We start from the raw sequence: 24161 nt of genomic DNA, 5'->3' as shown, positions 1-24161 counted from the left end.
AAAGAGAGCCCTCCGAGGAGGGCTCTCTCAGGAACAACGGTCAGCGCTCGACCTCGCCGCGGATGAACTTCTCCACGGCGTCGCGGGCGACGTCGTCGGAGTACTGTTCCGGCGGCGACTTCATGAAGTAGGACGCCGGCGACAGCAGCGGGCCGCCGATGCCGCGGTCCAGGCCGATCTTGGCGGCGCGGATCGCGTCGATGATGATGCCCGCGGAGTTGGGGGAGTCCCAGACCTCCAGCTTGTACTCCAGGTTGAGCGGAGTGTCGCCGAACGACCTGCCCTCCAGCCTGACGTAGGCCCACTTGCGGTCATCGAGCCACGGCACGTGGTCGGACGGGCCGATGTGGACGTCTCCCTTGCCCATCTCGCGCGGGATCTGCGAGGTCACCGACCGGGTCTTGGAGATCTTCTTGGACTGGAGGCGGCTGCGCTCCAGCATGTTCATGAAGTCCATGTTGCCGCCGAAGTTGAGCTGGTAGGTGCGCAGCAGCTCGACCCCGCGGTCTTCGAACAGCTTGGCCATCACCCGGTGCGTGATCGTCGCGCCGACCTGGGACTTGATGTCGTCGCCGATGATCGGCACGCCCGCCTCGGTGAACTTGGCGGCCCACTCGGGGTCGGAGGCGATGAACACCGGCAGCGCGTTGACGAACGCCACCTTGGCGTCGATCGCGCACTGCGCATAGAAGCGGTCGGCCTCCTCCGAGCCCACCGGCAGGTAGGACACCAGGACGTCGACCTTGTTGTCGCGCAGCACCTTGACCACGTCGACGGGCTTCTCGTCGGACTCGTCGATGATCTCCCGGTAGAACTCGCCGAGACCGTCGTAGGTCGGACCGCGCTGCACGGTGACGCCGGTGGGCGGCACATCGCAGATCTTCACCGTGTTGTTCTCGCTGGCCACGATGGCCTCCGAGAGGTCACGCCCGACCTTCTTGGCATCGACGTCGAAGGCGGCGACGAACTCGACGTCGCTTACGTGGTAGTCGCCGAATCGCACATGCATAAGGCCCGGTACCCGGCTGGCCGGGTCGGCGTCCTTGTAGTAATGCACGCCTTGCACCAGCGACGCGGCGCAGTTGCCGACTCCGACAATCGCTACGCGCACCGAACCCATGGCACTCGCTCCCTTACTCAATGATCTGTATCCGTGGCCCTTGCCGGGCCTTCATCGGCGTCAGTCCCCGCGTTGGCCGCCGGGCCGCCCGTGGTCTCCCGTCCGGTCTCGTGTCCGGTTTCGTGGTGTACGGCCCGCCCCGGGGTGCTCGACTCCGTGCCGCCCGGCCCGCCGCGCCGTTCGGTGGCGATCAGCTCGTTGAGCCAGCGCACCTCGCGCTCGACGGACTCCAGGCCGTGTCGCTGAAGCTCCAGCGTGTAGGCGTCCAGCCGCTCTCGCGTGCGGGCGAGCGCGTTGCGGACGCCCTCCAGCCGCTCCTCCAGCCGGCTCCTGCGGCCTTCGAGGATGCGCAGGCGTACTTCGGCCTGCGTGTGCCGGAAGAACGCGAAGTGGACCCCGAAGCTCTCGTCTTCCCAGGAGGACGGCCCGGACTGCGTCAGCAGGTCTTGGAGCCGCTCCTTGCCCTCCGCCGTCAGCTTGTAAACGATCTTGGAACGGCGGCCGGCGAGCGGCGCGACCGGCTCGGCCGGGGCGGGCTCCTCCTCTGCGATCAGCCCGTCGTTGAGCAGCGAGCGCAGGCAGGGATAGAGCGAGCCGTAGGAGAACGCACGGAACATGCCGAGCAGCGCGTTCAGCCGTTTCCGCAGCTCATAGCCGTGCAGTGGGGTTTCGTGCAACGACCCGAGAACGGCGAGCTCCAAGACGTTGCTTCGGCCGCCGACCACGGAACCCACCACCTCTCGCATCGATGTATCGAACCGATACATCTGAAGGATACGTCGCCACGGCATACCCCGCAACGACCAGGGTGGCGACCAGGGGACGACCAGGGGTGACCTTCACTCCTGCCCCAAGAGGTTGGGAGCAATCGGGAAAAAGCCGTAGTCTGGCGCACATGTGGTCACAGCGAGCGGTCGTTGACTACGGCCTTGCGAAGCGAGCGACGGTTCGCTCGTTACGCACGGGCCGCACGTCTTTCGACGACGTTTGTGACGCACATCCCTATCTGCTGCGGGCCGCACGGTTCCACGGGGAGGCGACCGACCGGCCCTGCCCGGTGTGCGAACGGCAGAACGTGACCCATGTGACCTACGTGTACGGCGACGAACTGGGCCGCTCGGTAGGCCGGGTAAAGAGCACGTCAGACCTGGCCGAGATGGCACGCGAATACCGTGAATTCCGCGTGTACGTGGTAGAGGTCTGCCAAGGTTGTGCTTGGAATCATCTGGCGGTCTCGTTCGTCCTCGGAAATGGTGATCCGCCGACCGAGTCCTGAGCCGAGAATGCCGGGTGACGCCCACCGCCTGTCGCTGGCCGTCGCCACACCCACATCGCCTGACTGAACGAGGACGCGCGTGAGTTACAGCAGCTATGGCCCGGAGCCGACCGGAGGGCCCGCCCCCCACGGGGCCCCGTCGCCGTCGGCTCGCCAGGGACGTCGCCACCGTACCGCCCAGGCGAGCGCACCCGCACCACGTAACGGCCCGGCCGCTCAGCCGCCGGCGCGCGAGCCTGGCGGGCAAGGCGGGGGTCAGGAGCCCGGGGGCCGGCGCCGTCAGGCTCCGCCGCCCGGCCGTACCGGGCAGCAGCCGGCCCAGCGCGCGGGCCGCAGGGCCGAGGCCGAGTTCGAGGACACCCAGGCGATGATGGCGGCGGCTGCGGCCGGCCAGGGCGGACCGCCGCAGCCTCCCCGCAGGACCGGTGGGCCGGGAGGTCCCGGCCGGCCTGAGGGGCCCGGGGGCCGAGGCGGTCCCGGCGGACCGCGAGGCGGCCCCCCCGAGGACGGCGACACCAGGCTGTCGCGTACGGGGCGCAGCCGGTCGGTGGGCCCGGACCGGCCCGAAGGACCACGCGGCCCCGGCCGGGGCGGTCGCGGGCGCGGTGGTGGTGGCGGCCGGGGCGGCGACGACGACGGACGCGGGCGACGGCGCTCCTCCGGCGACGAGCCGGGCAAGAAGAGCTGGAAGCGGTTCATCCCGAGCTGGAAGATCCTGATGGCCGGCAGCGCGGTGATCGCGGCCGGCGTGTTCGGCATGATCGCGATCGCGTACGCCAACACCACGCTGCCCACCGAGAAGGACTACCAGGAGTCCGCGGTGGCCCAGGGCAGCGTCTTCCAGTACGCCAGCGGGAAGACGTTCGCCAAGATCGGCACCAAGCGCACGATCGTCAAGATCAGCGACGTTCCCAAGCACGTCCAGGACGCGGTGATCGCGGCGGAGAACGACACGTTCCGCCAGGACGTCGGGATCAGCATCCCCAGCATCGCCCGCTCGGTGTGGATGACCGTGACCGGGCAGCAGCTCCAGGGCGGTTCGACGATCACCCAGCAGATGGCCCGCAACTACTTCGAGGGCCTGAGCCGGGAGGTCGCGATCAAGCGGAAGATCAAGGAGATCTTCGTCGCGATCAAGCTGGACCGCGAATGGGACAAGGACAAGATCCTTGAGTACTACCTGAACACGATCCCCTTCGGCCGCAACACCTACGGCATCGAGGCCGCCGCCCGCGACTTCTTCCGCAAGGGCGTCAAGGACCTCACCATCGCCGAGGGCATGTACCTGGCCGGCCGCATCCAGCGCCCCGGCGACTTCGACAGGTACGAGTCGCAGGGCAAGTACGCGGCCACAATGGAGCGGTTCGAGTACGTGCGCGGCCAGATTCCCAAGGTCGATCCTGCGTACGCCGCCCAGGTCGCGAACCTGAAGTTCCCCAAGCCCAAGAAGCGGCGCATCGCGGAGGAGTACTCGGGTGCCGAGGGCTACATGCTCAACATCGTGCAGCGCGAGCTGGAGAAGGACTACGGCATCACCAAGGACGAGCTGCAGGGCGGCGGCTACATCATCAAGACGTCGTTCGATCCGGCCGTGATGACCGCGGCCAAGCGCGCGGTGGAGTCGCGGAGCCAGGCGTTCGACGCCACCGTCCACACCAGCCTCGCCGCGGTCGACCCGAGGAACGGCCGGGTGGCCGGCTTCTACAGCGGGCGTGACTTCCTGCGCGACTACAACAACCGCGCGTTCGACGCCGCCAAGCAGGCGGCGTCCGCGTTCAAGCCCTACGTGCTCGCGGCCTGGCTGAACAGCGACCGCGCGCTGAGCAGCCTGATCAGCGGCAAGTCCCCCTACAAGGCGGAAGGGACCAGCGCGATCCACAACGCCGGCCGCCAGTCCTTCGGCACGATCGATCTGGTGAAGGCCACCGCCCAGTCGGTGAACACGGTGTTCGTGCAGATGGGCGAGAAGGTCGGTCTGGACGCCGTCGCCGAGATCGCCAAGAAGGCCGGGGTCGGGGAGCGGGCCAAGGCCACGCTCAAGGAGAACTCCGTGGACTGGGCGATCAAGAACCACAGCTACGCCACCACCATCGGCAGCGCCACGGTCACCGCCGTGGAGCAGGCCAACGGCTATGGCATCTTCGCCAACGGCGGCAAGCACTTCGACTGGCACACCGTGGTGGAGGTCAAGCAGCGCGACCGCGACACGGGCGGCAACCGCCTGGTGTTCAAGGAGCGGCTCAAGAGCCTCGACGTCATCTCCGCCGAGGCCGCGGCCGACGCCACGTACGCGATGACCCGGGTCGTCCTGGGAGGCACCGGCTCGGCGGCCAACCTGGGTGCGCGCCCGGTCGCCGGCAAGACGGGCACGAACAACGAGTCCAAGGACGCGTGGTTCGTCGGGTACGCCCCGCAGCTCTCCGCCGCCGTCGGGATGTACCGGGAGGTGCCGGCCGACGCCAAGACCGGCAAGAGGCTGGCGTACAACCCCAAGACCGGCAGGCCGCTGAACAAGCGGAAGAAGAACTACGTGATGGTGGAGGAGCCGCTGCCCGGCGCGATCGGCGGTGGCGGCGTTCCGACGCAGATCTGGCACGACTTCATGGCCGAGGCCCTGAAGGACGCCGAGATCGAGCAGTTCCCGCCGCGGGCCAACATCGGCACGCCGGACAACATGGCCCCGGTTCCGCCGCCGACGCCGACGCCCGACCCCGAGGAGTCCATGGAGCCGGACGACCCGACCGGCGAGGACGGCTGGCCGCCGGCCGAGGAGGACCAGATGCCGCAGGACCCGCCGCAGGAGGACGGCTACCCCGACGACTCGGGCTGCGCCGAGAACGACCTGTTCTGCGACGCCAACGCGCAGACGCCGGAGGAGTCGGGCAGCGCCCGCGACGGCGGCGGCGGCGGACCCGGCGAGCGGGACCGGCCGCCGTCCGGGCAGATGATGCCGAGCACAGGGCCGAGTGGTCGCTCCGGTGGCGATCGATGAGCGGGCCGGCGGACATCGCATGAGCATCGAGGACGAGCGCGAGCCCGAACCCGCCGCCGCGCATGAGCGTGAGCCCGAGCCCGCCGCCGCGCATGGGCCTGAGCCCGCCGGCGAGCTTGGGCGTGAGCCTGCCGCCGAGCGTGGGACCGAGCCCGATTCCGCTGCGGAGCGTGGGCCGGTGGACGGGCCGGGGCTGAAGGACGCCGGGGCGGTCACCGTGCTGGGGGCGCGGGCGCTGCCGTACCTCCCGCTCGCGATGTTCGCCACGCTCGGCGCGCTGCTCGCGTACCTCTGGAAGTGGCCGTGCCGCTTCGGCGGCGCGTGGAACGACGGCACCCTCCAGTTCACGAACTTCTGCTACACCGACATCTACCCCCTGTACTTCGGCCGCGGCCTGGCCGACGGCAAGGTCCCCTACTTCGCGGAGGTGAAGGACTTCGCGGACCACGTCGAGTACCCGGTCGTGCTCGGCTGGGTGATGGACCTGGTGGCGCGGGTCACCTCGGTCGTGGCCGACGGGGCGTCCCGGGCGGCGACCTTCTACGACCTCACCGTGCTGCTGATGGCCGCCTGCCTGGTGGGCGGCGTGCTGATGATGGCCAGGCTGGCCGGCCCGGACCGCCGCTGGGACGCGCTGTGGTACGCCGTCGCGCCCGGGGTGATCCTCGGCGCCTACATCAACTGGGACCTCGCCGCGGGCGTGCTGTCCCTCGGCGCGCTGCTGGCCTGGTCCCAGCGCCGGCAGGTGCTCTCAGGGGTGCTGCTCGGGCTGGCCATCGCCACCAAGTTCTATCCGCTGATGTTCATCGGCGCGCTGCTCCTGCTGACGCTGCGGACGTTCGAGTGGCGGCCGTTCCTGCGCACGATGGCCGCGACGGCGGGCGCGTGGCTGGTCGTCAACGTGCCGGTGATGATCTTCGCCTTCGACGGCTGGAGCCGCTTCTACGTCTTCAGCCAGGAGCGCGGCGCGGACTGGGGGTCGCTGTGGTTCTTCTTCCAGCAGCGCGGCTGGCCGGTCCTGGGCGACCCCGAACGCCTGAGCATCATGGGCATCGCCTCGCTGGCGCTGATCTGCCTGCTGATCGCCGCGCTGGCCCTGACCGCCCCGACCAGGCCCCGGCTGGCGCAGTTGTGCTTCCTCACGCTGGCCGCGTTCATGCTGACGAACAAGGTGTGGTCGCCGCAGTTCGTGGTGTGGCTGGTGCCGTTCGCGGTGCTGGCCCGGCCCAACTGGAAGCCGCTGGCCCTCTGGCAGGTCGCCGAGATCTGGTACTTCTTCGCCATCTGGCTCTACCTCGTCGGTCTCCAGGACGGTAACGCGCATCTGGGCATCACCGCCGACACCTACTTCACCGCCGTGTGGGGCCGCGCGCTGACCATCGTGATCATGATGGCCTTCGTGGTGCGCGACATCATGCGCCCCGAACACGACCTGGTACGGCAGGGCGGCGTGGACGATCCCTCAGGTGGCGTGTTCGACGGCGCTCCCGACAGGTTGCGGCTGACGGGCACCGGAATCGGCCTGCGGACCGCGTAGCGTGTCGCTGGCCGGCTCAGCCCCACCCACCGTCGAACCTTCGGAGGCACCGCCCCCTGGGCCTGGTGAGACGACCTTCTACCAGGCCCTCACGCTGTGGATCGGTTCACGGCTGGGCATCGTCCTGCTCACCGTGATGGCCGGCGGGATGGCCTTCGCGGGGGAGGCCAAGCCCCTGCTGGAGCGCTGGCGGGCCTGGGACGCCAACCTGCTGATCGTCATCGCCGAGTACGGCTACGGCGGCGAACCCGGCAAACCCAACGACGCCGGACTTCCCGCGTTCTTTCCCGGCATGCCGCTCATGTTGCGGCTGGTCCATCTGATCGTGTCCGATTGGACGCTGACCGGCATCCTGATCTCGCTGGTCGCCGGGGGCGTGGCGGCGGTCGCGCTGGTACGGCTGGGCGACCACGAGGGGGCCGAGGGCACCGGCTGGCGGGCCCTGCTCATGCTGTTGCTCTGCCCCACCGCCGTGTTCCTGTTCGCGGGGTACAGCGAGGCGTTGTTCCTGGCCTTCGGCATCCCGGCGTGGCTGGCCGCGCGGCGCGGGAACTGGCCGGCCGCCGGGCTGCTCGGCGCGGGCGCGTCGTGCGTGCGGATCACCGGGCTGTTCCTGGCGCTGGCGCTGATCGTGGAGTACTTCACCGGGCCGTGGCGGGCCTCGCGCGGCGACGGCTCGCCGTACCGGCAGAGCATCGCCTGGCTGCTCGCGCCGTTCGTGCCGCTCGCGCTGTACTCGGCCTACCAGTACGGCAGGACCGGCGACTGGCTGGCCTGGAACCACGCCCAGGAGGCGGGCTGGGGCCGCAGCCTGGTCATGCCGTGGGAGGCGTGGGCCACGACGTGGGCGTCGGCGGCGGGGGACGGGCAGTTCGCCTGGGCGTTCCGGATGGAGATCGCCGGAGCGGTGATCGGCGTGGCGTTCACGCTCTGGCTGCTGGTCCGGCGCAGGTGGAGCGAACTCACCTACGTCGGACTCCAGGTGGGCGCGCTGGTGTGCTCGGCGTACTACCTGTCCATCCCGCGCTCGGCGCTGCTGTGGTGGCCGCTGTGGCTGGCGCTGGCCCGGGCCGCCACCCCGCGAAAGGACCCTGGGGACGGCTGGGCCGAACCGCTGCGGCCGGGCCTGCTCGTCTTCTACGCGCTGGTGGCGGGGCCGCTGATGGTGCTCAACACGCTGACCTTCCTGAAGGGCGGCTGGGCGGGCTGACCGGCGGAAACGCGGGCTTACCCACTTTCGGGCCACAGTAATCCAGATAAGTTATCCACAGGCTGTGGACTAATCCACCTGTGGATAAAGTGCTGTGGATCAAAGGTTCTTGCGCAGGAAGGCGATGTCCTCGGCCTGTCCGGCACCGGGGGTCTCCACGACGATGGGCGCGCCCGCCGCGCGGCAGACCGCGAGCAGGGCCTCCGGGTCGATCCGGCCCGCGCCCAGGTTGGCGTGCCGGTCGGCGCCCGAGCCGAACGCGTCGCGTGAGTCGTTGCAGTGGATCAGGTCGATCCTGCCGGTGATCGCCTTGACCCGCTCGACCAGGCCCAGCAGCTCCTCACCGCCCGCGTGCGCGTGGCAGGTGTCCAGGCAGAACCCGACGTCGAAGCCGTCGAGCGCCTCCCACAGCCGGGCGATCCGGTCGAGCTTGCGGGCCATCGCGTTGTCGCCGCCCGCGGTGTTCTCGATCAGCACCGGGATCGGGCAGTCCATCCGCTCGAAGACCTTGCGCCAGTTGTCGAACCCGTCCTGGGGATCGTCGCTCTTGTTCAGGTGGCCGCCGTGCACGATCAGGCCCTTGGCCCCGATGTCGGCCGCCGCCTGCAGATGCTGGGTCAGCAGCTTGCGGCTGGGGATGCGGATGCGGTTGTTGCGGCTGGCCACGTTGATCACGTAAGGCGCGTGGACGTAGACGTCGAGCCCGGAGCCGGCCAGGCCGGCGGCCTTCTCCGGCACCTGCGGGGCCTTGTAGCTCTGGGGGTCGCCGAGGAAGAACTGCACCACCTCGGCGTCGACCGCCGCGGCCACGGCGGCAGGGTCCTCCTGATCGACATGCGCACCGATTCGCACCATGAAACCGAGCGTAGCCGACACCTGTGATCGGCCGTCCCGTGTTTCCCGACGGGGTTCGGCGGCAGGGTTTCACGGCAGGGTTTCGCGGCGGTACGGCGGGGCAGTCGCCAGCGCGAGTTCCCCCCACCCTCAAGGAGACCAAAGGTGGCGCTCTACCGGAGAGGCATCAGCCTGATCGGGCTCATCTACATTCTGGTCGGCCTGTATGTCGCATGGGTCTACGACTACATCACGCCCGCGTTCCTGCGGGAACTGGCCGAGGCGCTGCTGGCGATCTTCCTGTGGTTCCTCGTCCTGCTCGGGGTCGATCTGAAGATCGGATGACCGCGCTGGTCACAGGCGGGGTCAGGGGACGAAGCCGCCGTGGTAGATACCGAGCGAGACGCCCACGAACGCCGCCACGATGCCGACGATGTTGACCGACCGCTCGGCCGTGGTCGCGGAGACGTACTGGGAGTACAGGCCGCCGCCGAAGCCGAGCGCGCCCACCCAGGACGCCAGGATGTGCGCCTCGGGGATGAAGCCCGTGACGAAGGCCACGAGCCCGCACACGAGGGTCGCCACGCTCAGCGTGTTCTCGATCGGATGACTGGCCCCGTCGGTGTTCAGTGTGAGCCGGAACGGCCTGCTCTTCGACGGGCTGAGCAGATGGGGCATCGAGGCCACCCCCTCTAGGCAATCCTTCGGTATCGAGCGTTCCCGCGCCGGGGCCGGTGCAATCCCCGAGCCGGGCTGCGGAAACGTGGCGATCGTGCGCCGGGCACGTCATCGCTGCTGGTAGCCTGGTACGGCTGCGTGTGCCGGGCGTGCTGTCATCAGCACCGCCACCGGCCCGCCGGAGGCGCGCTGGAAGCGTCCCCGGCGCGAAGCGCCAGCGTCCTCCTGTCACGGCACCGTGTCGTGACCGCAACAGTCCGAAGGAGGCTCGAAGCCGCATGCGTCGATACGAAGTGATGGTCATCCTCGACCCGTCGCTGGACGAGCGTACCGTGACCCCGTCCCTCGACCAGTTCCTCGCGGTGGTCCGCAACGACGGTGGCACCGTGGAGAAGGTCGATGTCTGGGGCCGTCGCCGGCTGTCCTACGACATCAGCAAGAAGCCCGAGGGCATCTACGCGGTGATCGACCTGACCGCGGAGCCCGCCACGGTCAAGGAGCTCGACCGTCAGATGAACCTCAACGAGGGCATCCTGCGGACGAAGGTCCTGCGCCCGGACGCGCACTAGGCTCTCCCGGCCCCCTGGCGGTTCACCGGTTTTTGTCGGTCGCCCGCCGTACGCTGGGGCTACACCCGAAGCGAAGCCGTGCAGCAGGAAGGCAACTCGAGCCATGGCAGGCGACACCCAGATCACTATCGTCGGCAACCTGGTCGACGACCCCGAACTGCGCTTCACCCCCACGGGGACGGCTGTGGCGAAGTTCCGCATCGCGTCCACCCCGCGCTTCCTCGACAAGCAGTCCAACGAGTGGAAGGACGGCGAGGCGCTCTTCCTGACCTGCAACACCTGGCGGCAGGCGGCGGAGAACGTCGCGGAGAGCCTCCAGCGCGGAATGCGGGTCATCGTCCAGGGCCGGCTGCGCCAGCGGTCCTATGAGACGAAGGAAGGCGAGAAGCGCACCGTCTACGAGGTCGAGGTCGACGAGGTCGGCCCGTCTCTGCGTAACGCGACCGCCAAGGTCAACCGCACCTCCCGGCAGGGCGGCGGCGGCGGCTTCGGCGGCGGCCCCGCCGAAGACCCGTGGGCCACGGCCAGCCCCGCAGCGCCCAGTGGCGGTGGTGGCGGCGGCTTCGGCGGTGGCAACCAGGGCGGTGGCGGCGGTTACGGTGGCGGCAACCAGGGCGGCGGCTTCGGCGGCGGCCAGGGTGGCGGCGACTTCACCGACGAGCCCCCCTTCTAGCCCTCGGCACCCCCTTACCAACCAATCCGATGACCATTCCCGCCCTCGCGGCGGGGCTCTGAGAGGAGCACCACGATGGCCAAGCCGGCATTGCGCAAGCCGAAGAAGAAGGTTTGCCTGTTCTGCCACGACAAGATCTCCTACGTCGACTACAAGGACACGGCGCTGCTGCGGAAGTTCATCTCCGACCGCGGCAAGATCCGTGCCCGCCGGGTGACGGGCAACTGCACCCAGCACCAGCGCGACGTGGCGACCGCGATCAAGAACGCCCGTGAGATGGCCCTGCTGCCCTACACGAGCACCGCTCGCTAAGGAGGTCCAGACCGATGAAGCTCATTCTCACCAGCGAGGTTTCCGGCCTCGGCGCTCCCGGTGACGTCGTCACGGTCAAGGACGGCTACGGGCGCAACTACCTGCTGCCGCGCGGCTACGCGATCAAGTGGACGCGTGGTGGCGAGAAGCAGATCGCCACGATCAAGAAGGCGCGGTCCACCCGGGAGATCCGCGACCTCGGCACCGCCCAGGAGGTCGCCGCGCGGCTCAAGTCGCTGCGCGTGACGCTGAAGACGCGGGCCGGCGAGTCCGGCCGCCTGTTCGGTTCGATCACCACCGGTGACGTCGCCGACGCCGTCAAGTCGGCGGGCGGCCCCGACCTCGACCGCCGGCGCATCGAGATCACCAACACGATCAAGAGCACCGGCTCGCACCGGGTGTCCGTGCGGCTGCACCCCGAGGTGTCCGCCGCCCTCGACATCGAGGTGGTCGCCGGCTGACGGCGTGCCTTCCCGGATACATCATTAGGCCAAGGCCCTTCCCCGGCGTGGGGGAGGGCCTTCGCGCTTTCCGGCCGCCTCGTATGCTCGCCCTGTGTTCGTCAGCCTCTCCACCGACTTCGGGGCGGCCTCCACGGCCACCTGCGCCGGAGTCGTCCACTCTCTCGCGCCCGGGGCGACCGTGCTGGTGCTCAGCGACGAGATCACCAAGTACCAGATCGTCGAGGGCGCGATGCTGCTCCGGCGCGCGCTGCCGTACCTGCCGGTGGGGGTGCACGTCGGCATCGTGGACCCGGGGGTCGGCACCCCGCGGCGGCCGATCGCGGTGGAGACCGCCCGCGGTGACGTGCTCGTGGGGCCGGACAACGGGCTGCTCGTCCCGGTGTGCGAACCGCTCGGCGGCATCGAGGCGGTGTACCGGCTGGACAATCCCGACTACCGGCTGCCCAGCGTGTCCAGCACCTTCCACGGCAGGGACATCTTCGCCCCCGCCGCGGCGCACATCGCGCTCGGCGTCGAACTCCCCTCACTGGGCGCCGAACTTCCCCCCGACGAACTGGTCCGGCTGGACATCCCCGCGCCGCGGGTCTCGGCGGGGGAGATGGTCGTGCCGGTGCTCTACATCGACGAGTTCGGCAGCCTGATCCTCGGCGGCGAGCGGGGGCACCTGGACGAGGCGTTCGGGCTCGGCGACGAGTACGGCGCGCGGCTGGAGGTCGGCTGGACCGACGACTCCGGCGAGACCCGGACGGTCACCATGCCGTTCCAGCACACCTTCGGCGCGGTGCCGCGGGGGCACCTGCTCTGCTACGGGGACTCCTCGGGGTGGCTCGGCGTGGCGGTGAACCAGGGGTCGGCCGCTCTGGACCTGGGGCTCGGACCTGGGGACGTGGTCACGGTACGGGAGAGCCGGGGATGATCGGGAGCTTACCGATCGGGATAGCGGGTTTACTGGACCCAGACCGCTGGACGCGGGGTCGCTGAGTCTAGACTCTTGGACGTTCGCACAGGACAATTCCCCCGGAGGCCGTCATGGTCCGTCGTTCCCCCATGCCGTTCGCGCTCGGCGCGCTGACGACGGCTGCGGTGGCGTGCGCTGTGGCGTGCGCGCCGGTCGACCGGACCCAGGCCACGGCGACGGGTTCCGGCGGCGGGGCGAGCCCGTCGGCGTCGTGCGCCAAGGACGCGCCGACCCTGAAGACGCCGGGCAAGCTGACCGTCGGCACCGACAAGCCCGCCTACGACCCGTGGTTCAAGGACGACGATCCGGCCAACGGGCAGGGCTTCGAGAGCGCGGTGACGTACGCGGTGGCCGAGGGGCTGGGGTTCGCCAAGAGCGAGGTCGAGTGGGTCACCGTTCCCTTCGACTCGGCGTTCGCGCCGGGGGCGAAGAAGTTCGACTTCGACGTCAACCAGGTGTCGATCACGCCGCAGCGGGCCAAGGTGGTCGACTTCAGCAAGGGCTACTACACGGTCAAGCAGGCCGTGGTGGCGGTGGAGGGCTCGAAGATCGCCGAGGCCAAGGACATCGCGGCGCTGCGGGACGCGGTCATCGGGGTCCAGGTGGGGACGACGTCTCTTCAGGCCGTACAGGACGTGATCAAGCCGGCCGCCGAGCCCAAGGTCTACAGCCAGCAGGTGGACGCGGTGAACGCGCTGAAGAACAAGCAGGTCGAAGCCATCGTGGTGGACCTGCCCACGGCGTTCTACGTGACGGCGGCACAGGTGGAGAACAGCAAGATCGTCGGGCAGTTCGGGACGGGCGGGGCGACTCCTGAGGAGTTCGGGCTGGTCTTCGAGAAGGGAAGCCCGCTGGTCGGGTGCGTGGACCAGGTCATCGGCAAACTCCGCGAATCGGGCGCCCTGGACAAGATCGAAAACCAGTGGCTGGGCTCCGCGGTGGGCGCACCCGACCTGTCATGACCGCCCCGGAATCCAAGGACCACGGCCAGGACTCCGGACCCGCCGACCAGAGCATCGAGGCCAGCGGCCCGGAGGCCGACGGCGGCGGCTCGGGTTCGAGGGGCGAGGGAGAGGGCGACGGCCGGGAGTCCGCGCGTGACGACTGGAGAGCCGAGGGCGAGGCCCGGGGCGCCACAGGCGGCGGCTCGGGCTCTGAAGGCGAGGACTGGGACGCCGAGCCGGACGACCGGGGTACCGAGGGTGACAGCCGGGGTGCCAAGGACAGCGGCTGGGATGACCAGGGGGACGGGCGCGACGCTCGGGCTGACCGCTTGGGGGTCGCGGGCGAGGGGTGGAGCGGCACGGGCGGCGGCTCAGGGGACAAAGGGAGTGGTGCTGCTGGGGGCGGTCGTCCGCGGGGGTGGGTGAAGAGTCGCCGGCAGATCGAGCGGGAACGTCAGCGGCGGCGGCGTGCGCTGCGGTCGGGGTCGGTCGCGACCGCTTCCACGTTCGTGTTCCTGGTGCTGGTCGCGCTGGTGGTCACCAACGCGCCCGGCTGGGAGCGGGTGCGGGAGACCTTTTTCGACGGTGAGGTGTTCGCCGCCGCGTTGCCCGACGTACTCGCCGGTTTCTGGAACAACGTCAAGATCTTCCTCATCGCCGAGCCGCTGATCCTGCTGACCGGACTGCTGATCGCGATGATACGCCAGCTCAGCGCCCCCATCTTCTTCCCGCTCCGCGCGCTGGCCGTGATCTACGTGGACGTGTTCAGAGGCGTACCGACGCTGCTGATCATCCTGCTCATCGGGTTCGGCCTGCCGGCGCTGGAGCTCCAGGGCGTGCCGAAGGACGAGATCACGCTCGCCGTCATCGCGCTCACCCTGTCCTACAGCGCCTACGTCGCCGAGGTCTTCCGGGCCGGCATCGAGACCGTCCACCCGAGCCAGCAGGCGGCGGCCCGCTCGCTCGGGCTGTCCCACGGCCAGGCGATGCGGTACGTCGTACTCCCGCAGGCCGTACGCCGGGTGGTGCCGCCGCTGCTCAACGACTTCGTGTCGCTGCAGAAGGACACCGGCCTCGCCTCCACGATCGGCGTCATCGAGGCCATCCGGCAGGCCCAGATCTACGCGGGACGCGACTTCAACTACACGCCCTACCTGGTGGCCGCCCTGATGTTCATCCTGCTCACCATCCCGATGGCCCGCTTCACCGACCTCCTCGCGGCACGTGCCAGAAGGCGGCGCGGCGCATGACCGCGCTGCTCGGCGTCGAGGGCGTCTGGAAGCACTACGGCGACCACAGCGTGCTGCGCGGCGTCGATCTGACGGTCGAGTCACACCAGGTGGTGTGCCTGATCGGCGCGTCGGGTTCGGGCAAGTCCACGCTGCTGCGATGCGTCAACCTGCTGGAGACCGTGGACGACGGCGCCATCTACCTCGACGGCGAGGAGATCACCGCCGTCCGCGCCGACCCGGACGACGTGCGCAAGCGGATCGGGATGGTCTTTCAGTCGTACAACCTGTTTCCGCACATGACGGTGCTGGAGAACATCTGCCTCGCGCCGCGGAAGGTCCACCGGGTGGGCCGGGCCCAGGCGGAGGCCCGCGCCCGGGAACTCCTGGCCCGCTTCGGCCTCGCGGACAAGGCGGGGGCCTACCCGGACCGGCTGTCCGGGGGGCAGCAGCAGCGGGTGGCCATCATCCGGGCGCTGGCCCCGGGGCCCCGCCTGATGCTGCTGGACGAGATCACCTCGGCGCTGGACCCGACGCTGGTGAGCGAGGTGCTCAATGTCGTCAGGGAACTGAAGGAAGGGGGGATGACCATGGTCCTGGCGACGCACGAAATGACCTTCGCCCGGGAGATCGCGGACACGGTCGGCTTCCTGCACAACGGCGTCCTCCTCGAACACGGCCCCCCAGAGGTCATCTTCACCGAGCCCCGCCACCCGGAGACCAGGGCGTTCCTGAGCAAGATCCTGCCCTGAGGCGCAGGCGCCGCCACCGGCGTCGAACCGGCCATTTGCTGACGAGCGTGGTGAGGTGAAAGGCAGCGAACTTCTTAGAATCGGCGCATGGCACTTGATTTGTTCGCAGGGATTCCGGTGGTCGACTACGGGGCTGCCCTGGAGTGGTACGAACGGCTGTTGGGTGGTCCGCCCGCGTTCTTGCCGAATGATGTCGAGGCCGTGTGGGAGTTGGCGGAGCATCGGTATGTGTACGTCGAGAAGCTGCCCGAGCATGCCGGGCATGCGATGCACACGATCTTTGTCGGCGATCTCGACGCCCGGGTGGCGGGGATCGCCGAGCGGGGGATCGAGCCGGTGAACCGGGAGACCTATTCCAACGGCGTGCGCAAGGTCACCTACCGCGACCCTGACGGGAACGAGATCGGCTTCGGTGGTGCTCCGGTCTGACCACTGCTCACCCCAGGGGCAGGTAGACGGGGCGGGCGGCCTGGCGGGCTCGGCGGGCGGCGGGGATGCGGGGGGCCGTGTTGTCCGGCATGAGGGCGGCGGCCTCGGGCCAGGGGAAGAAGCCGAAGTCGTCGAGTTCGGACTCCTGGAGGGTGATCTGGGCGGGGTCGGTGACGGTGCCGCCGTCGAAGACGAAGTTGATCATACTTTTCGGGCGGTCCCCGCTGGGGAGCATCCAGTCGATGACCAGCAGGTCACGCACCCTCGGGTGGAGCCCGAGTTCTTCGCCCACCTCGCGTTCGGCGCACTGGTGCGGGAGTTCTCCGCTTTCGAGGGTGCCGCCCGGGATCGCCCAGTGTGGCCGGTAGTTCGGCTTGACCAGCAGTACGCGATCCTGCTCGTCGGTGAACAGCACGCACGCCGAGGCGTAGAAGACGGGCAGTGACGCGTACCACTGCGCGGGCTCCAGGTACGGCTGCTCGTTCATTCGATCACGTTACCCCGGAAGGCGGGCGGCGATCCCCGACACCAGGATGTCCACGGCGAAGTCGAACAGGGTGTCCGGGGAGTCGGGTTCGAGGGCGCCGGCCTGGGTCAGGTACGGCAGGTCCTCGGGGGAACCTCGCAGCCAGGGGGGTGGGAGCCGGTCCAGGTCGCCGGGGGCGACGTGGGCGGGGGGACGGTCGTGCAGGGAGTCCTGTAGTTCGACGAAGCCGGCGACCAGCCTGATCGTCTCCATGCAGGCCCGGTAGGCGTCCTGGAGGGGCAGGCCGATCTGGGCGAACAGGCCGATCAGCGCGTCCACGTTGCGCAGCATGACCGGGTGGCGGGCCATGGTGATGTTCTCGCTGTACGCGAGCGTGGTCATGCCGGGATGGCGGCGGTAGTGGGCCCGAAGCTCCCGGCAGAACGCCCGCAGGCCGTCCCGCCACCGCTCGGGGTCGAGCCGGGGGGAGCGCCAGTCGGACTCGAAGATCTCGGCGGCCACTGTGATCAGGTCGTGCCGGTCTTCGACGTAGTTGTAGAGCGCGCGGGGCGACACGCCGAGTTCGGCGGCGAGCGAGCGCATGGTCAGCTCGGCCGGGCCGTACCGGCCGAGGAAGTCGAGCGCGGCACGCCCCACGGACTCGCGGGTGAGGGTGGGCCTGCCCTTGCGGTGGGTCGGCCGGCGCCGGGTGTGGCTGCTGCTCATGGCCCTGTGAGGCTATCAATCCCTCCCCGAAGGATCAGTACGGCTAGAACTTCACACATGTTGACTTTAATCGGAATCATACGGCACGGTAGCCGGGAGAAAAGTTCCGCCTGCCTGGAGCCGCCATGTCCCTGTCCGGTCTCGCCATGGACCTCAGCCCGTTGCGGGAGAGCCGCGACTTCCGCCTGATCTACTTCGGCTTCCTCGGCGCGCTGGTCGGCACGCTGATGACCAGCGTCGCCGTCGCCGTACAGGTCTATGACGTGACCGCCTCGCCGGGCCAGATCGGACTGGTCAGCCTGGCCAGGGCGGTGCCGATGGTGGCGGGGCTGCTGGCCGGGGGCGTGCTCGCCGACCGGTTCGATCGGCGCCGGCTGATGCTGGTCACCCGGCTGCCGCTGGCGTTCGTGGCCGCGGCGATGGCCGGCAACGCGCTGCTGCCCGAGCCACGGCTGTGGGTGATCTACCTGGCGACCGGGCTGACCGGCCTGTTCGCCGGGCTCGGCGGCCCGGCGATGCTGGCGGCGATCCCGGCGCTGGCCGGTACCGCCAAGCTGGCCGCGGCGGGGGCGCTGACGGCGGCCTCGGCGCAGATCGCCGCGCTGGTCGGGCCCGCGCTCGGCGGCGCGCTCATCGCCGGGCCCGGCCTGGCCGCCTGCTACCTCGTGGACGCCGCCGGGTTCCTGATCTTCTCCATCGTGCTGTGGTTCGTCAAACCCCTGCCACCCACCGGGGGCGGGACCGTGAAGCCCCGGGAGGGGATGTCCGGCGCGCTGCGCTTCATCCGCGGCCGGCGGCTCATTCTGGGGCTGTTCCTCATCGACGCCGCAGCGGTGATCTTCACGATGCCGCAGGCGCTGTACCCGGTGCTGGCCGACCAGCAGTTCGGCAGTCCGGCCGTGACCGGCCTGCTGTACGCCGCGCCCGCCCTCGGGGCCGTCGCAGGGGCGCTCACCAGCGGGTGGACCGGCCGCGCGGGCGGGCACGCGCTGATCGCCGCCGTACTGCTGTGGGGCCTGGCGCTGACCGGCTTCGGCCTGACCACGTTCTTGCCGCTGGCGCTGCTGCTGCTCGCGCTGGCCGGGCTCGGGGACCTGCTCTCCGAGACCCTGCGCTCGGCGCTCCTCCAGCGGGACACCCCCGATGACCTGCGCGGACGCGTCAGCAGCATATGGATGGTGCAGGCGACGGTCTCGCCCGCGCTGGGCAACGCCGCCGTCGGGTTCCTGGCGGAGTTCACCGGAGCCCGTCAGGCGGTGGTCATCGGCGGACTGGTCTGCGTGGCGGCCACGCTCGCCGTGGCCGCCGCGTTCCCCGCGCTGCGGCGGGCCACCCTGCGATGACGGCGTCGCGCTACGCCCCGGCGAGGCGGGCGCGCAGGCCCGCCTTCACCTCCGGCCACTCGGCGGCGACCACCGAGAACATGGCGGAGTCGCGGAGCAGGCCCGCCTCGCCGGGGGCCCAGGACGGCGACCACTGGCGCAGTACGCCCTCGAACCGCGCGCCGAGGCGCTCGATCGCCCGGCGGGAGCGCTGGTTCCGGGCGTCGGTCTTGAGGTCCACGCGGGCGAGGTCCAGCGTCTCGAAGGCATAGGTGAGCAGGAGGAGCTTGGCCTCCACGTTGATGCCGGTGCCCTGGGCCGATCCGGAAAGCCAGGTCCAGCCGATCTCCAGCGCGCACAGGTCGGAACGGTCCGGCCAGTGGCGCGGCGTGCAGTACGAGGTGCAGCCCACCGCCATCCCGTCCGAAACGCGGACCTGGGCGAACGGCGTGAGCCCTGCCGCCCCGCGGGCGGCGTGCGCGGCCAGGAAGTCGTCGATCTCGGCGGCCCGGGGGACCATCGTGAACGCGTAGGAGGAGCGGTCCTCTTCCGCGGCCTTCGCCAGGTCGGGGGCGTGGCCCGGGGACAGCGGCTCAAGCCGGACGAGCGATCCCGGCAGGACCGGGACGTCGAGATACGGGCTCACGCGGCCGTGCTCCTTTCACAGGGCGGGTCGCCGGGGATCATACAGTGTCGCCCGGCGCCCGCCCCGAGGCACCTGTCAGTGCAAGACCTGGACACTGCCGACGTTACGGTCCCGGACCACCTCGCCGGGCTCCACCGGCCAGTAGACCCTGGACAGGCAGCGTTCGTCAGGGAACAGCAGGACCCGGCTGTCGGTCCGGTTGGACACGGTCGTGCCCTCGCCGGGGCCGCCGTGACAGCCCTTCGGCGGGTCGGTGTAGAGGATGGCGAAGTCCGCGTTGTGCAGCTCCAGCTTCCCGGTCGCCGCCGCGGCGGGGTTGGCGGCCAGCAGGAGGACTCCGGTCGCGACGAGCGCCCCTGTGGCGAACTTCAGCTTCATGTGACTTCCTTTCACGTGCGGTTGTGGTGCACGACGACAGAACGTCCCATTGCCGAACAGAATCAGCGTCTCAGCATGAGACTAGGAGGAACCGATATAAGTTCTCTAACCGAAATTTGACCGGCAGACCAGACGTCAGTCGGATGCCAGTTATGACAGAGATGACCGTTATGACAGATCGGCCAGCCAGCCGAGCAGCAGCTCGTTGATCCGATCCGGCCGCTCCTGCTGGATCCAGTGGCCGCAGCCGTCCAGGATGTGCGAGCCGGCCAGGCCGGGAAGAGTGACCGGGTACGCCTCGATGGCGTTCATCAGCCAGGTCGTGGAGGCGTCCAGCGCGCCGCCGGCGAACAGCGACGGCTGGGTGATGGGGGCTCCGTCGAACGCGGCGAGGTCCGCCCAGTCCCGGTCCATGTTGCGGTACCGGTCAAGCGCCCCGCGCAGCCCGGTCCGCTCGAACTCCGCCGCGTAGACGTCGAGATCGTCCTCGTCGAGCCAGGCGGGCCGCCGCCCGGCCGGGAAACGGTCGCGCAGCCGCCCGCCCGGCGACACGAAGTGCGGGTCGGGGGCGTCCGCGGGCGGCATGGTGTCACCGGACAGCGCGGCGTAGATGCCGGCCAGCCAGCCGCGCACGTCCGGCTCGATCTCGGCCTCGGCCCGGCCGCGTTCCTGGAAATAGTCGATGTAGAACCGATCCGGGCCCATCCGCGCGAAGATCTCGCTGGGCCGCGGGCCGCCGCGCGGTGCGTACGGCACGCTCAGCATTCCGACCGCGCGGAAGACGTCCGGCCTGACCAGGGCGGAGTTGGCCGCGATGGCCGAGCCCCAGTCGTGGCCGACGATCACCGCGGTCTCCTCGCCCAGCGCGCGCACCACGGCGACGTTGTCCTCGATCAGGTCGAGCATCCGGTACGCGGCCACATCCTCCGGCTTGGCCGACCGCCCGTAGCCGCGCACGTCGATGGCGACCGCGCGGTACCCGGCCCGGGCCAGCGCGGGCAACTGGTACCGCCACGAGTACCAGAACTCGGGGAACCCGTGCACCAGCAGCACCAGCGGCCCGGAGCCCATCTCCACCAGGTGGGTACGGCCGGCGGGCGACGGTAGGACGCGATGGGCGGCCCCCATGACCGTGGCGAGCTGTGACATCGATCCTCCATCGTGCGGGGCTGTCCGTTTCAGGAATCCTTCCCGCCGCACGCCCTCACCCGCGAGCCGCCTTGCCGCATTCGCAAGGACCGATCCGGTGGAGTCGTCCGGCCCTGATCGTGGGCACCGGCCGCCACCTGCGGCCGGTCTCGCGGCGCGCGCCCTCGGCGTCGCCGTACGCGAACGCGCTCTCCTCCCACGCCAGCACCGCCACAGCCGCCACCCCGCCGACCTGCGACCGCCCGGCCCCTTTGGCCAGGCCGAGCGCGGCGGCCGGGCGGGACGTGGCCGCCCTGATCACCTCGGCCGAGGTCAGGCCCAGCGCTGGCCACTCGGCCGGCGCCCGGCAGATCGCCACCCGCTGGCGCATCCCGCCGGCCAGCTCCTTGGGCCGCCGCGTCTCGAACCCGGCGAGCCCGGCCCGTTCCAGCAGCCCGGCGCCCCGCTCGCGGGCCTCGTCGGTGACCTTGCCGTGCAGCTCCGCCGGCAGCAGGCAGTTGGAGACCACGTCCCGCTAGGGCAGCGGCGTCGCGTCCTGGAGCGCGATGCCGATCTCCCGGCGCGGGCCGGTGACCTCCTCGCCCCAGACCCGTACGCTGCCCGCGCTGGGCCGCAGCAGCCCGGCGATCATCTTCAGGATCGTGCTCTTGCCGCAGCCGCTGGGCCCGACGATGCTCACGAACTCCCCGGGTTCGACGGTCAGATCGCGCGCAGCTCGGCGGACGGTTCGGGGGCCCTGGTGAAGACCGTCCCGCGGGCCGGGAGCGAGGTCGTCATCGCGCCTCCCCGGGGAAGTCCAGCAGCGCGGCGGGGTTGTCCACCAGCATCAGGCGGCGGGCCTTCTCCTCCGGCGCGATCCGCTCGATCAGGTCCACCAGCAGCCCGTCGTCGGGCATCCGCGGCACGTTGGGGTGCGGGAAGTCGGTGCCCCACAGGACGCGCTCCGGCGCGTCGGCGGCCAGCAGCCGGGCCAGCCCGATCGCGTCCTCGTACGGCGGGCCGGTACGGCTGATCCGCTCCGGGGCGCTCAGCTTCACCCACACCCCGCCCGAGCCGAGCAGGTGCCGCAGCGCGGTCACCTGCGGGCCGTCGAGCCCGGCGCGCAGATCGACGCGGGCCATGTGGTCGATCACGGCGGGCAGGCCGATGCCGCGGATCGTGTCGGCCAGCTCGATGACCGCGTCACCCGCGACGTGGAAGGCGACGTGCCAGCCGTACGGGCGGACCAGGCCGGCCACCGCGCGGATCGCCTCGGGCGCCGGGGCGGCCCCGAGGTGCGGCAGGAACTGAAGGCGCACCCCGCGCACGCCCGCCTCGTGCAGTTCGGCCACCTGGTGGGGCGGGGTGTCCGGGGTCAGCAGGGCCACGCCCCGGTAGCGTCCGCCGCCGTTGCGCAGCGCGTCGAGCAGCGCGGCGTGGTCGGTGCCGTGCGCGGCCGACTGCACGATCAGGGCACGTTCCAGGCCGAGGAGATCGTGCCGGGCCCGCAGGTCGGCCTCGGACACGTCCGGCGGGTCGTAGGCGCGGTCCTCGGCGTAGGGGAAGAGGTCGCCCGGACCGAATATGTGACAGTGCGCGTCGCAGCTCAGCGGCGGAAGCCGCAGGCCGGGCGGGGTGGGATCGGGGTCGGGCGGCGCGGCGACGGGCCGGCCGCGGGGCGTGTGGTGAGAAGTCATCACGCTTCATACCTCTGTTCGACTGGCGAACAGTTGTGCGCCAGCGGAATGGAGTTTGCATGATCCAACCTGGATGGTCAAGGCTTGAACTCCGCCTCGTCGCCCGGTTGCCACGGCGAACGGCCCCGTACGCGAAACGGGGTGCGCCCAAGGACTGGACGCACCCCGCAGAGCGGGCGTAACCAGGTCAACGGCGGTGGCGGCCCTGGCCGAAGTGGCGCGAGCGAGGGTCGAGGATGCTGTTGGAGCGGCTGTAGAGCAGGTAGACGATCAGCCCGAACGCCATCCAGGCCGCGAAGTACAGCCAGGTCACCACCTGGAGGTTCATCAGCAGCCAGACCGAGGCCAGTACGGCCAGCGCGGGCACCACCGGCGACCACGGCACCCGGAACCCGCGCGGCAGGTCCGGCATCGAGCGGCGCATCACGATCACTCCCGCCGCCACGAACGTGAAGGCGAACACCGTCCCCATGACCACCAGCGGTTCGAGGGTGAGGACCGGTACGGTCTCGCCCAGCACGATGGCGACCGCGCCGATGATCAGCGTCAGCCGCGAGGGCGAGCGGTAGCGCCGGTTGATCGTGGCCAGGCCGCGCGGCAGCAGCCCGTCCCTGGCCATCGAGAACACGACCCGGGTGAGCCCGACGAGCAGCACCAGGATCACCGACGTGAGGCCGAGTACCGCGCCGAGGTTGACGACGTGCGCCATCGTGCCCTCGCCGACGTGCCGGAAGGCGTTGGCGAGCGGCGCCCCCTGGTCGATCTGGTCGTAGGGGACCATGCCCACCATGACCACCGCGACGCTGATGAACAGCACGGTGGCCAGCACCAGCCCGCGGATGACGCCGGTGGGGATGGACCGGGCGGCGTCGTTGGTCTCCTCCGCCGCGGTGGCCACGATGTCCCAGCCGATGTAGGCGAAGGCGATGGCCGGGGCGGCTGCGAAGATGCCGAACCAGCCGAACGACCCCAGTTCGCCGAACGCCGTGCCGATGATCGTCGTGTGCAGCAGGTCGGCGCTCTGCGCGGCCGGGCCGGGCGGCACGGGGATCTTGCCGTCGATGTTGGCCTGGTCGAAGTGGAGCGCTCCCACCACGATGATCGCGCCGATGGCCAGCAGCTTGGCGCTGACGATGATGTAGAGCGCGCGCAGGCCGATCCTGGCCCCCGCGGACACGATCAGGGCCAGCAGGCAGATGATCAGCAGCATCGGGAGGTCGAAGCCCTCCGGCTTGCCGACCATCCCCGCGAGCCAGCCGGGGAACGTCACGCCCAGGTCGGTGAGGGTCTGGGCGAAGTAGATGGACCACGCCCGCGCCACGACCGAGATGGCGAGTTGCATCTCCAGGATCAGCGACCAGCCGATGATCCATGCCCACACCTCCCCGAAGATCACGAAGGTGTAGGTGTAGGCGCTGCCGGACACCGGGAGGGTGGACGAAAGCTCCGCGTAGCACAGGGCCGCGAGCAGCATGGCGATGCCGGCGATCAGGAAAGAGAGGATCACCCCAGGCCCGGCCACGGTGGCCGCCTGCCGCCCGGCAATGCTGAATATGCCCGCGCCGATCATCACGCCCAGGCCCAGGACCACCAGGTCCCTGCTCTTGTAGACGCGGGCCAGTTCGTGGCGCGCGGTGGTTCGTAGGCCCGATGCCTCATCCGCCGGGAGGCGACGGAAGATCGACGTGGAGCGGTCTAGGGGCCGGTCTAGGGACACGGTGGAACCATCCTCAACCAATTTCACGGGCACGGCCGAGCCCGCCACCGGATCGGTGGCATACCGGCAGGCGACACGACCGGACGGCCGTCCCTCCCTCCCCG

The 24161-nt window shown here is 70.2% G+C and carries 28 protein-coding genes; 15 read left to right on the top strand and 13 right to left on the bottom strand.

The window, feature by feature from the left end:
• Positions 1-40 precede the first annotated feature (40 nt).
• Positions 41-1120: an inositol-3-phosphate synthase gene (locus ACH34R_RS19090; protein WP_397562788.1), complete on the bottom strand. Its 1080-nt coding sequence runs from the start codon at positions 1118-1120 to the stop codon at positions 41-43.
• 17 nt (positions 1121-1137) lie between these two features.
• Positions 1138-1866, bottom strand: a complete 729-nt coding sequence (locus ACH34R_RS19085; RefSeq protein WP_397562787.1) for a helix-turn-helix transcriptional regulator — start codon at positions 1864-1866, stop codon at positions 1138-1140.
• A gap of 149 nt (positions 1867-2015) precedes the next feature.
• Between ACH34R_RS19085 and ACH34R_RS19080 the strand changes: the two genes are divergently transcribed.
• From ACH34R_RS19080 to ACH34R_RS19065, 4 genes are all read left to right on the top strand, one after another.
• The gene (locus ACH34R_RS19080) at positions 2016-2396 is read left to right on the top strand and encodes a DUF5318 family protein (RefSeq protein WP_397562786.1); all 381 of its coding nucleotides are present in this window, start codon (positions 2016-2018) and stop codon (positions 2394-2396) included.
• Between the two features lie 547 nt (positions 2397-2943).
• The gene (locus tag ACH34R_RS19075) at positions 2944-5388 is read left to right on the top strand and encodes a transglycosylase domain-containing protein (protein ID WP_397562785.1); all 2445 of its coding nucleotides are present in this window, start codon (positions 2944-2946) and stop codon (positions 5386-5388) included.
• A gap of 19 nt (positions 5389-5407) precedes the next feature.
• Entirely contained in the window at positions 5408-6925 is a 1518-nt protein-coding gene (locus ACH34R_RS19070; protein WP_397562784.1) for a glycosyltransferase 87 family protein, read from the top strand.
• A 1-nt stretch (position 6926) separates the two neighbouring features.
• Positions 6927-8135, top strand: a complete 1209-nt coding sequence (locus tag ACH34R_RS19065; RefSeq protein WP_397562783.1) for a mannosyltransferase family protein — start codon at positions 6927-6929, stop codon at positions 8133-8135.
• A 99-nt stretch (positions 8136-8234) separates the two neighbouring features.
• On the opposite strand, the gene ACH34R_RS19060 is transcribed toward ACH34R_RS19065, so the two are convergent.
• Entirely contained in the window at positions 8235-8990 is a 756-nt protein-coding gene (locus ACH34R_RS19060; protein ID WP_397562782.1) for a deoxyribonuclease IV, read from the bottom strand.
• A 144-nt stretch (positions 8991-9134) separates the two neighbouring features.
• Between ACH34R_RS19060 and ACH34R_RS19055 the strand changes: the two genes are divergently transcribed.
• The gene (locus ACH34R_RS19055) at positions 9135-9314 is read left to right on the top strand and encodes a hypothetical protein (RefSeq protein ID WP_111167119.1); all 180 of its coding nucleotides are present in this window, start codon (positions 9135-9137) and stop codon (positions 9312-9314) included.
• Between the two features lie 21 nt (positions 9315-9335).
• Here ACH34R_RS19055 and ACH34R_RS19050 read toward each other — a convergent pair whose 3' ends face one another.
• Positions 9336-9647, bottom strand: a complete 312-nt coding sequence (locus tag ACH34R_RS19050) for a hypothetical protein (RefSeq protein WP_397562781.1) — start codon at positions 9645-9647, stop codon at positions 9336-9338.
• 278 nt (positions 9648-9925) lie between these two features.
• Here ACH34R_RS19050 and rpsF point away from each other — a divergent pair, with 278 nt between their 5' ends.
• The 9 genes from rpsF (at position 9926) to ACH34R_RS19005 (ending at position 15977) form a co-directional block, all read left to right on the top strand.
• On the top strand, positions 9926-10216 hold the full coding sequence (gene rpsF, locus ACH34R_RS19045; protein ID WP_397562780.1) for a 30S ribosomal protein S6: 291 nt from the start codon (positions 9926-9928) through the stop codon (positions 10214-10216).
• Positions 10217-10319: 103 nt separating this feature from the next.
• Positions 10320-10889: a single-stranded DNA-binding protein gene (locus ACH34R_RS19040; RefSeq protein ID WP_397562779.1), complete on the top strand. Its 570-nt coding sequence runs from the start codon at positions 10320-10322 to the stop codon at positions 10887-10889.
• A 75-nt stretch (positions 10890-10964) separates the two neighbouring features.
• Positions 10965-11201: a 30S ribosomal protein S18 gene (rpsR, locus tag ACH34R_RS19035; protein ID WP_061256131.1), complete on the top strand. Its 237-nt coding sequence runs from the start codon at positions 10965-10967 to the stop codon at positions 11199-11201.
• A gap of 14 nt (positions 11202-11215) precedes the next feature.
• Positions 11216-11662, top strand: coding sequence for a 50S ribosomal protein L9 (gene rplI, locus ACH34R_RS19030; RefSeq protein ID WP_111167116.1), 447 nt, complete (start codon positions 11216-11218; stop codon positions 11660-11662).
• A gap of 94 nt (positions 11663-11756) precedes the next feature.
• The gene (locus ACH34R_RS19025) at positions 11757-12581 is read left to right on the top strand and encodes an S-adenosyl-l-methionine hydroxide adenosyltransferase family protein (RefSeq protein ID WP_397562778.1); all 825 of its coding nucleotides are present in this window, start codon (positions 11757-11759) and stop codon (positions 12579-12581) included.
• A 113-nt stretch (positions 12582-12694) separates the two neighbouring features.
• Entirely contained in the window at positions 12695-13585 is an 891-nt protein-coding gene (locus ACH34R_RS19020) for an ABC transporter substrate-binding protein (RefSeq protein WP_397562777.1), read from the top strand.
• Positions 13582-14817 carry an amino acid ABC transporter permease gene (locus ACH34R_RS19015; RefSeq protein ID WP_397562776.1) on the top strand — a complete coding sequence of 412 codons (1236 nt, stop codon included), beginning with the start codon at positions 13582-13584 and terminating at the stop codon, positions 14815-14817. Before ACH34R_RS19020 ends, ACH34R_RS19015 begins: the two co-directional genes overlap by 4 nt.
• Entirely contained in the window at positions 14814-15548 is a 735-nt protein-coding gene (locus ACH34R_RS19010) for an amino acid ABC transporter ATP-binding protein (RefSeq protein WP_397562775.1), read from the top strand. The genes ACH34R_RS19015 and ACH34R_RS19010 overlap by 4 nt, the downstream gene beginning before the upstream one ends.
• 87 nt (positions 15549-15635) lie before the next feature.
• Positions 15636-15977, top strand: coding sequence for a VOC family protein (locus ACH34R_RS19005; RefSeq protein WP_397562774.1), 342 nt, complete (start codon positions 15636-15638; stop codon positions 15975-15977).
• Between the two features lie 7 nt (positions 15978-15984).
• Here ACH34R_RS19005 and ACH34R_RS19000 read toward each other — a convergent pair whose 3' ends face one another.
• Both ACH34R_RS19000 and ACH34R_RS18995 read right to left on the bottom strand, forming a co-directional pair.
• Complete coding sequence (locus tag ACH34R_RS19000; RefSeq protein ID WP_397562773.1) at positions 15985-16464, bottom strand: NUDIX domain-containing protein; 480 nt, start codon at positions 16462-16464, stop codon at positions 15985-15987.
• Positions 16465-16473: 9 nt separating this feature from the next.
• Positions 16474-17169, bottom strand: coding sequence for a TetR/AcrR family transcriptional regulator (locus tag ACH34R_RS18995; protein ID WP_397562772.1), 696 nt, complete (start codon positions 17167-17169; stop codon positions 16474-16476).
• Between the two features lie 125 nt (positions 17170-17294).
• Here ACH34R_RS18995 and ACH34R_RS18990 point away from each other — a divergent pair, with 125 nt between their 5' ends.
• Positions 17295-18512, top strand: coding sequence for an MFS transporter (locus ACH34R_RS18990; protein ID WP_397562770.1), 1218 nt, complete (start codon positions 17295-17297; stop codon positions 18510-18512).
• 10 nt (positions 18513-18522) lie between these two features.
• On the opposite strand, the gene ACH34R_RS18985 is transcribed toward ACH34R_RS18990, so the two are convergent.
• From ACH34R_RS18985 to ACH34R_RS18955, 7 genes are all read right to left on the bottom strand, one after another.
• On the bottom strand, positions 18523-19137 hold the full coding sequence (locus ACH34R_RS18985; RefSeq protein ID WP_397562769.1) for a GNAT family N-acetyltransferase: 615 nt from the start codon (positions 19135-19137) through the stop codon (positions 18523-18525).
• 75 nt (positions 19138-19212) lie between these two features.
• Positions 19213-19515 (bottom strand): hypothetical protein, encoded by a 303-nt coding sequence (locus tag ACH34R_RS18980; protein ID WP_397562768.1) that lies wholly within the window; start codon positions 19513-19515, stop codon positions 19213-19215.
• Between the two features lie 168 nt (positions 19516-19683).
• Positions 19684-20664 (bottom strand): alpha/beta fold hydrolase, encoded by a 981-nt coding sequence (locus ACH34R_RS18975; RefSeq protein WP_397562766.1) that lies wholly within the window; start codon positions 20662-20664, stop codon positions 19684-19686.
• A 55-nt stretch (positions 20665-20719) separates the two neighbouring features.
• Positions 20720-21172, bottom strand: coding sequence for a hypothetical protein (locus ACH34R_RS18970; RefSeq protein ID WP_397562765.1), 453 nt, complete (start codon positions 21170-21172; stop codon positions 20720-20722).
• Positions 21173-21178: 6 nt separating this feature from the next.
• Positions 21179-21343, bottom strand: a complete 165-nt coding sequence (locus tag ACH34R_RS18965) for an ATP-binding cassette domain-containing protein (protein WP_397562764.1) — start codon at positions 21341-21343, stop codon at positions 21179-21181.
• A 94-nt stretch (positions 21344-21437) separates the two neighbouring features.
• Positions 21438-22340, bottom strand: a complete 903-nt coding sequence (locus tag ACH34R_RS18960) for an amidohydrolase family protein (protein ID WP_397562924.1) — start codon at positions 22338-22340, stop codon at positions 21438-21440.
• 187 nt (positions 22341-22527) lie between these two features.
• Positions 22528-24057: an amino acid permease gene (locus ACH34R_RS18955; protein ID WP_397562763.1), complete on the bottom strand. Its 1530-nt coding sequence runs from the start codon at positions 24055-24057 to the stop codon at positions 22528-22530.
• Positions 24058-24161: the final 104 nt, after the last annotated feature.

The sequence above is a fragment of the Spongiactinospora sp. 9N601 genome, from assembly GCF_044326295.1.
GTDB classification, from domain to species: domain Bacteria; phylum Actinomycetota; class Actinomycetes; order Streptosporangiales; family Streptosporangiaceae; genus Spongiactinospora; species Spongiactinospora gelatinilytica.
Note: the sequence above shows the minus strand (reverse complement) of the source record. Positions and strands in the feature narration are given on the sequence as shown.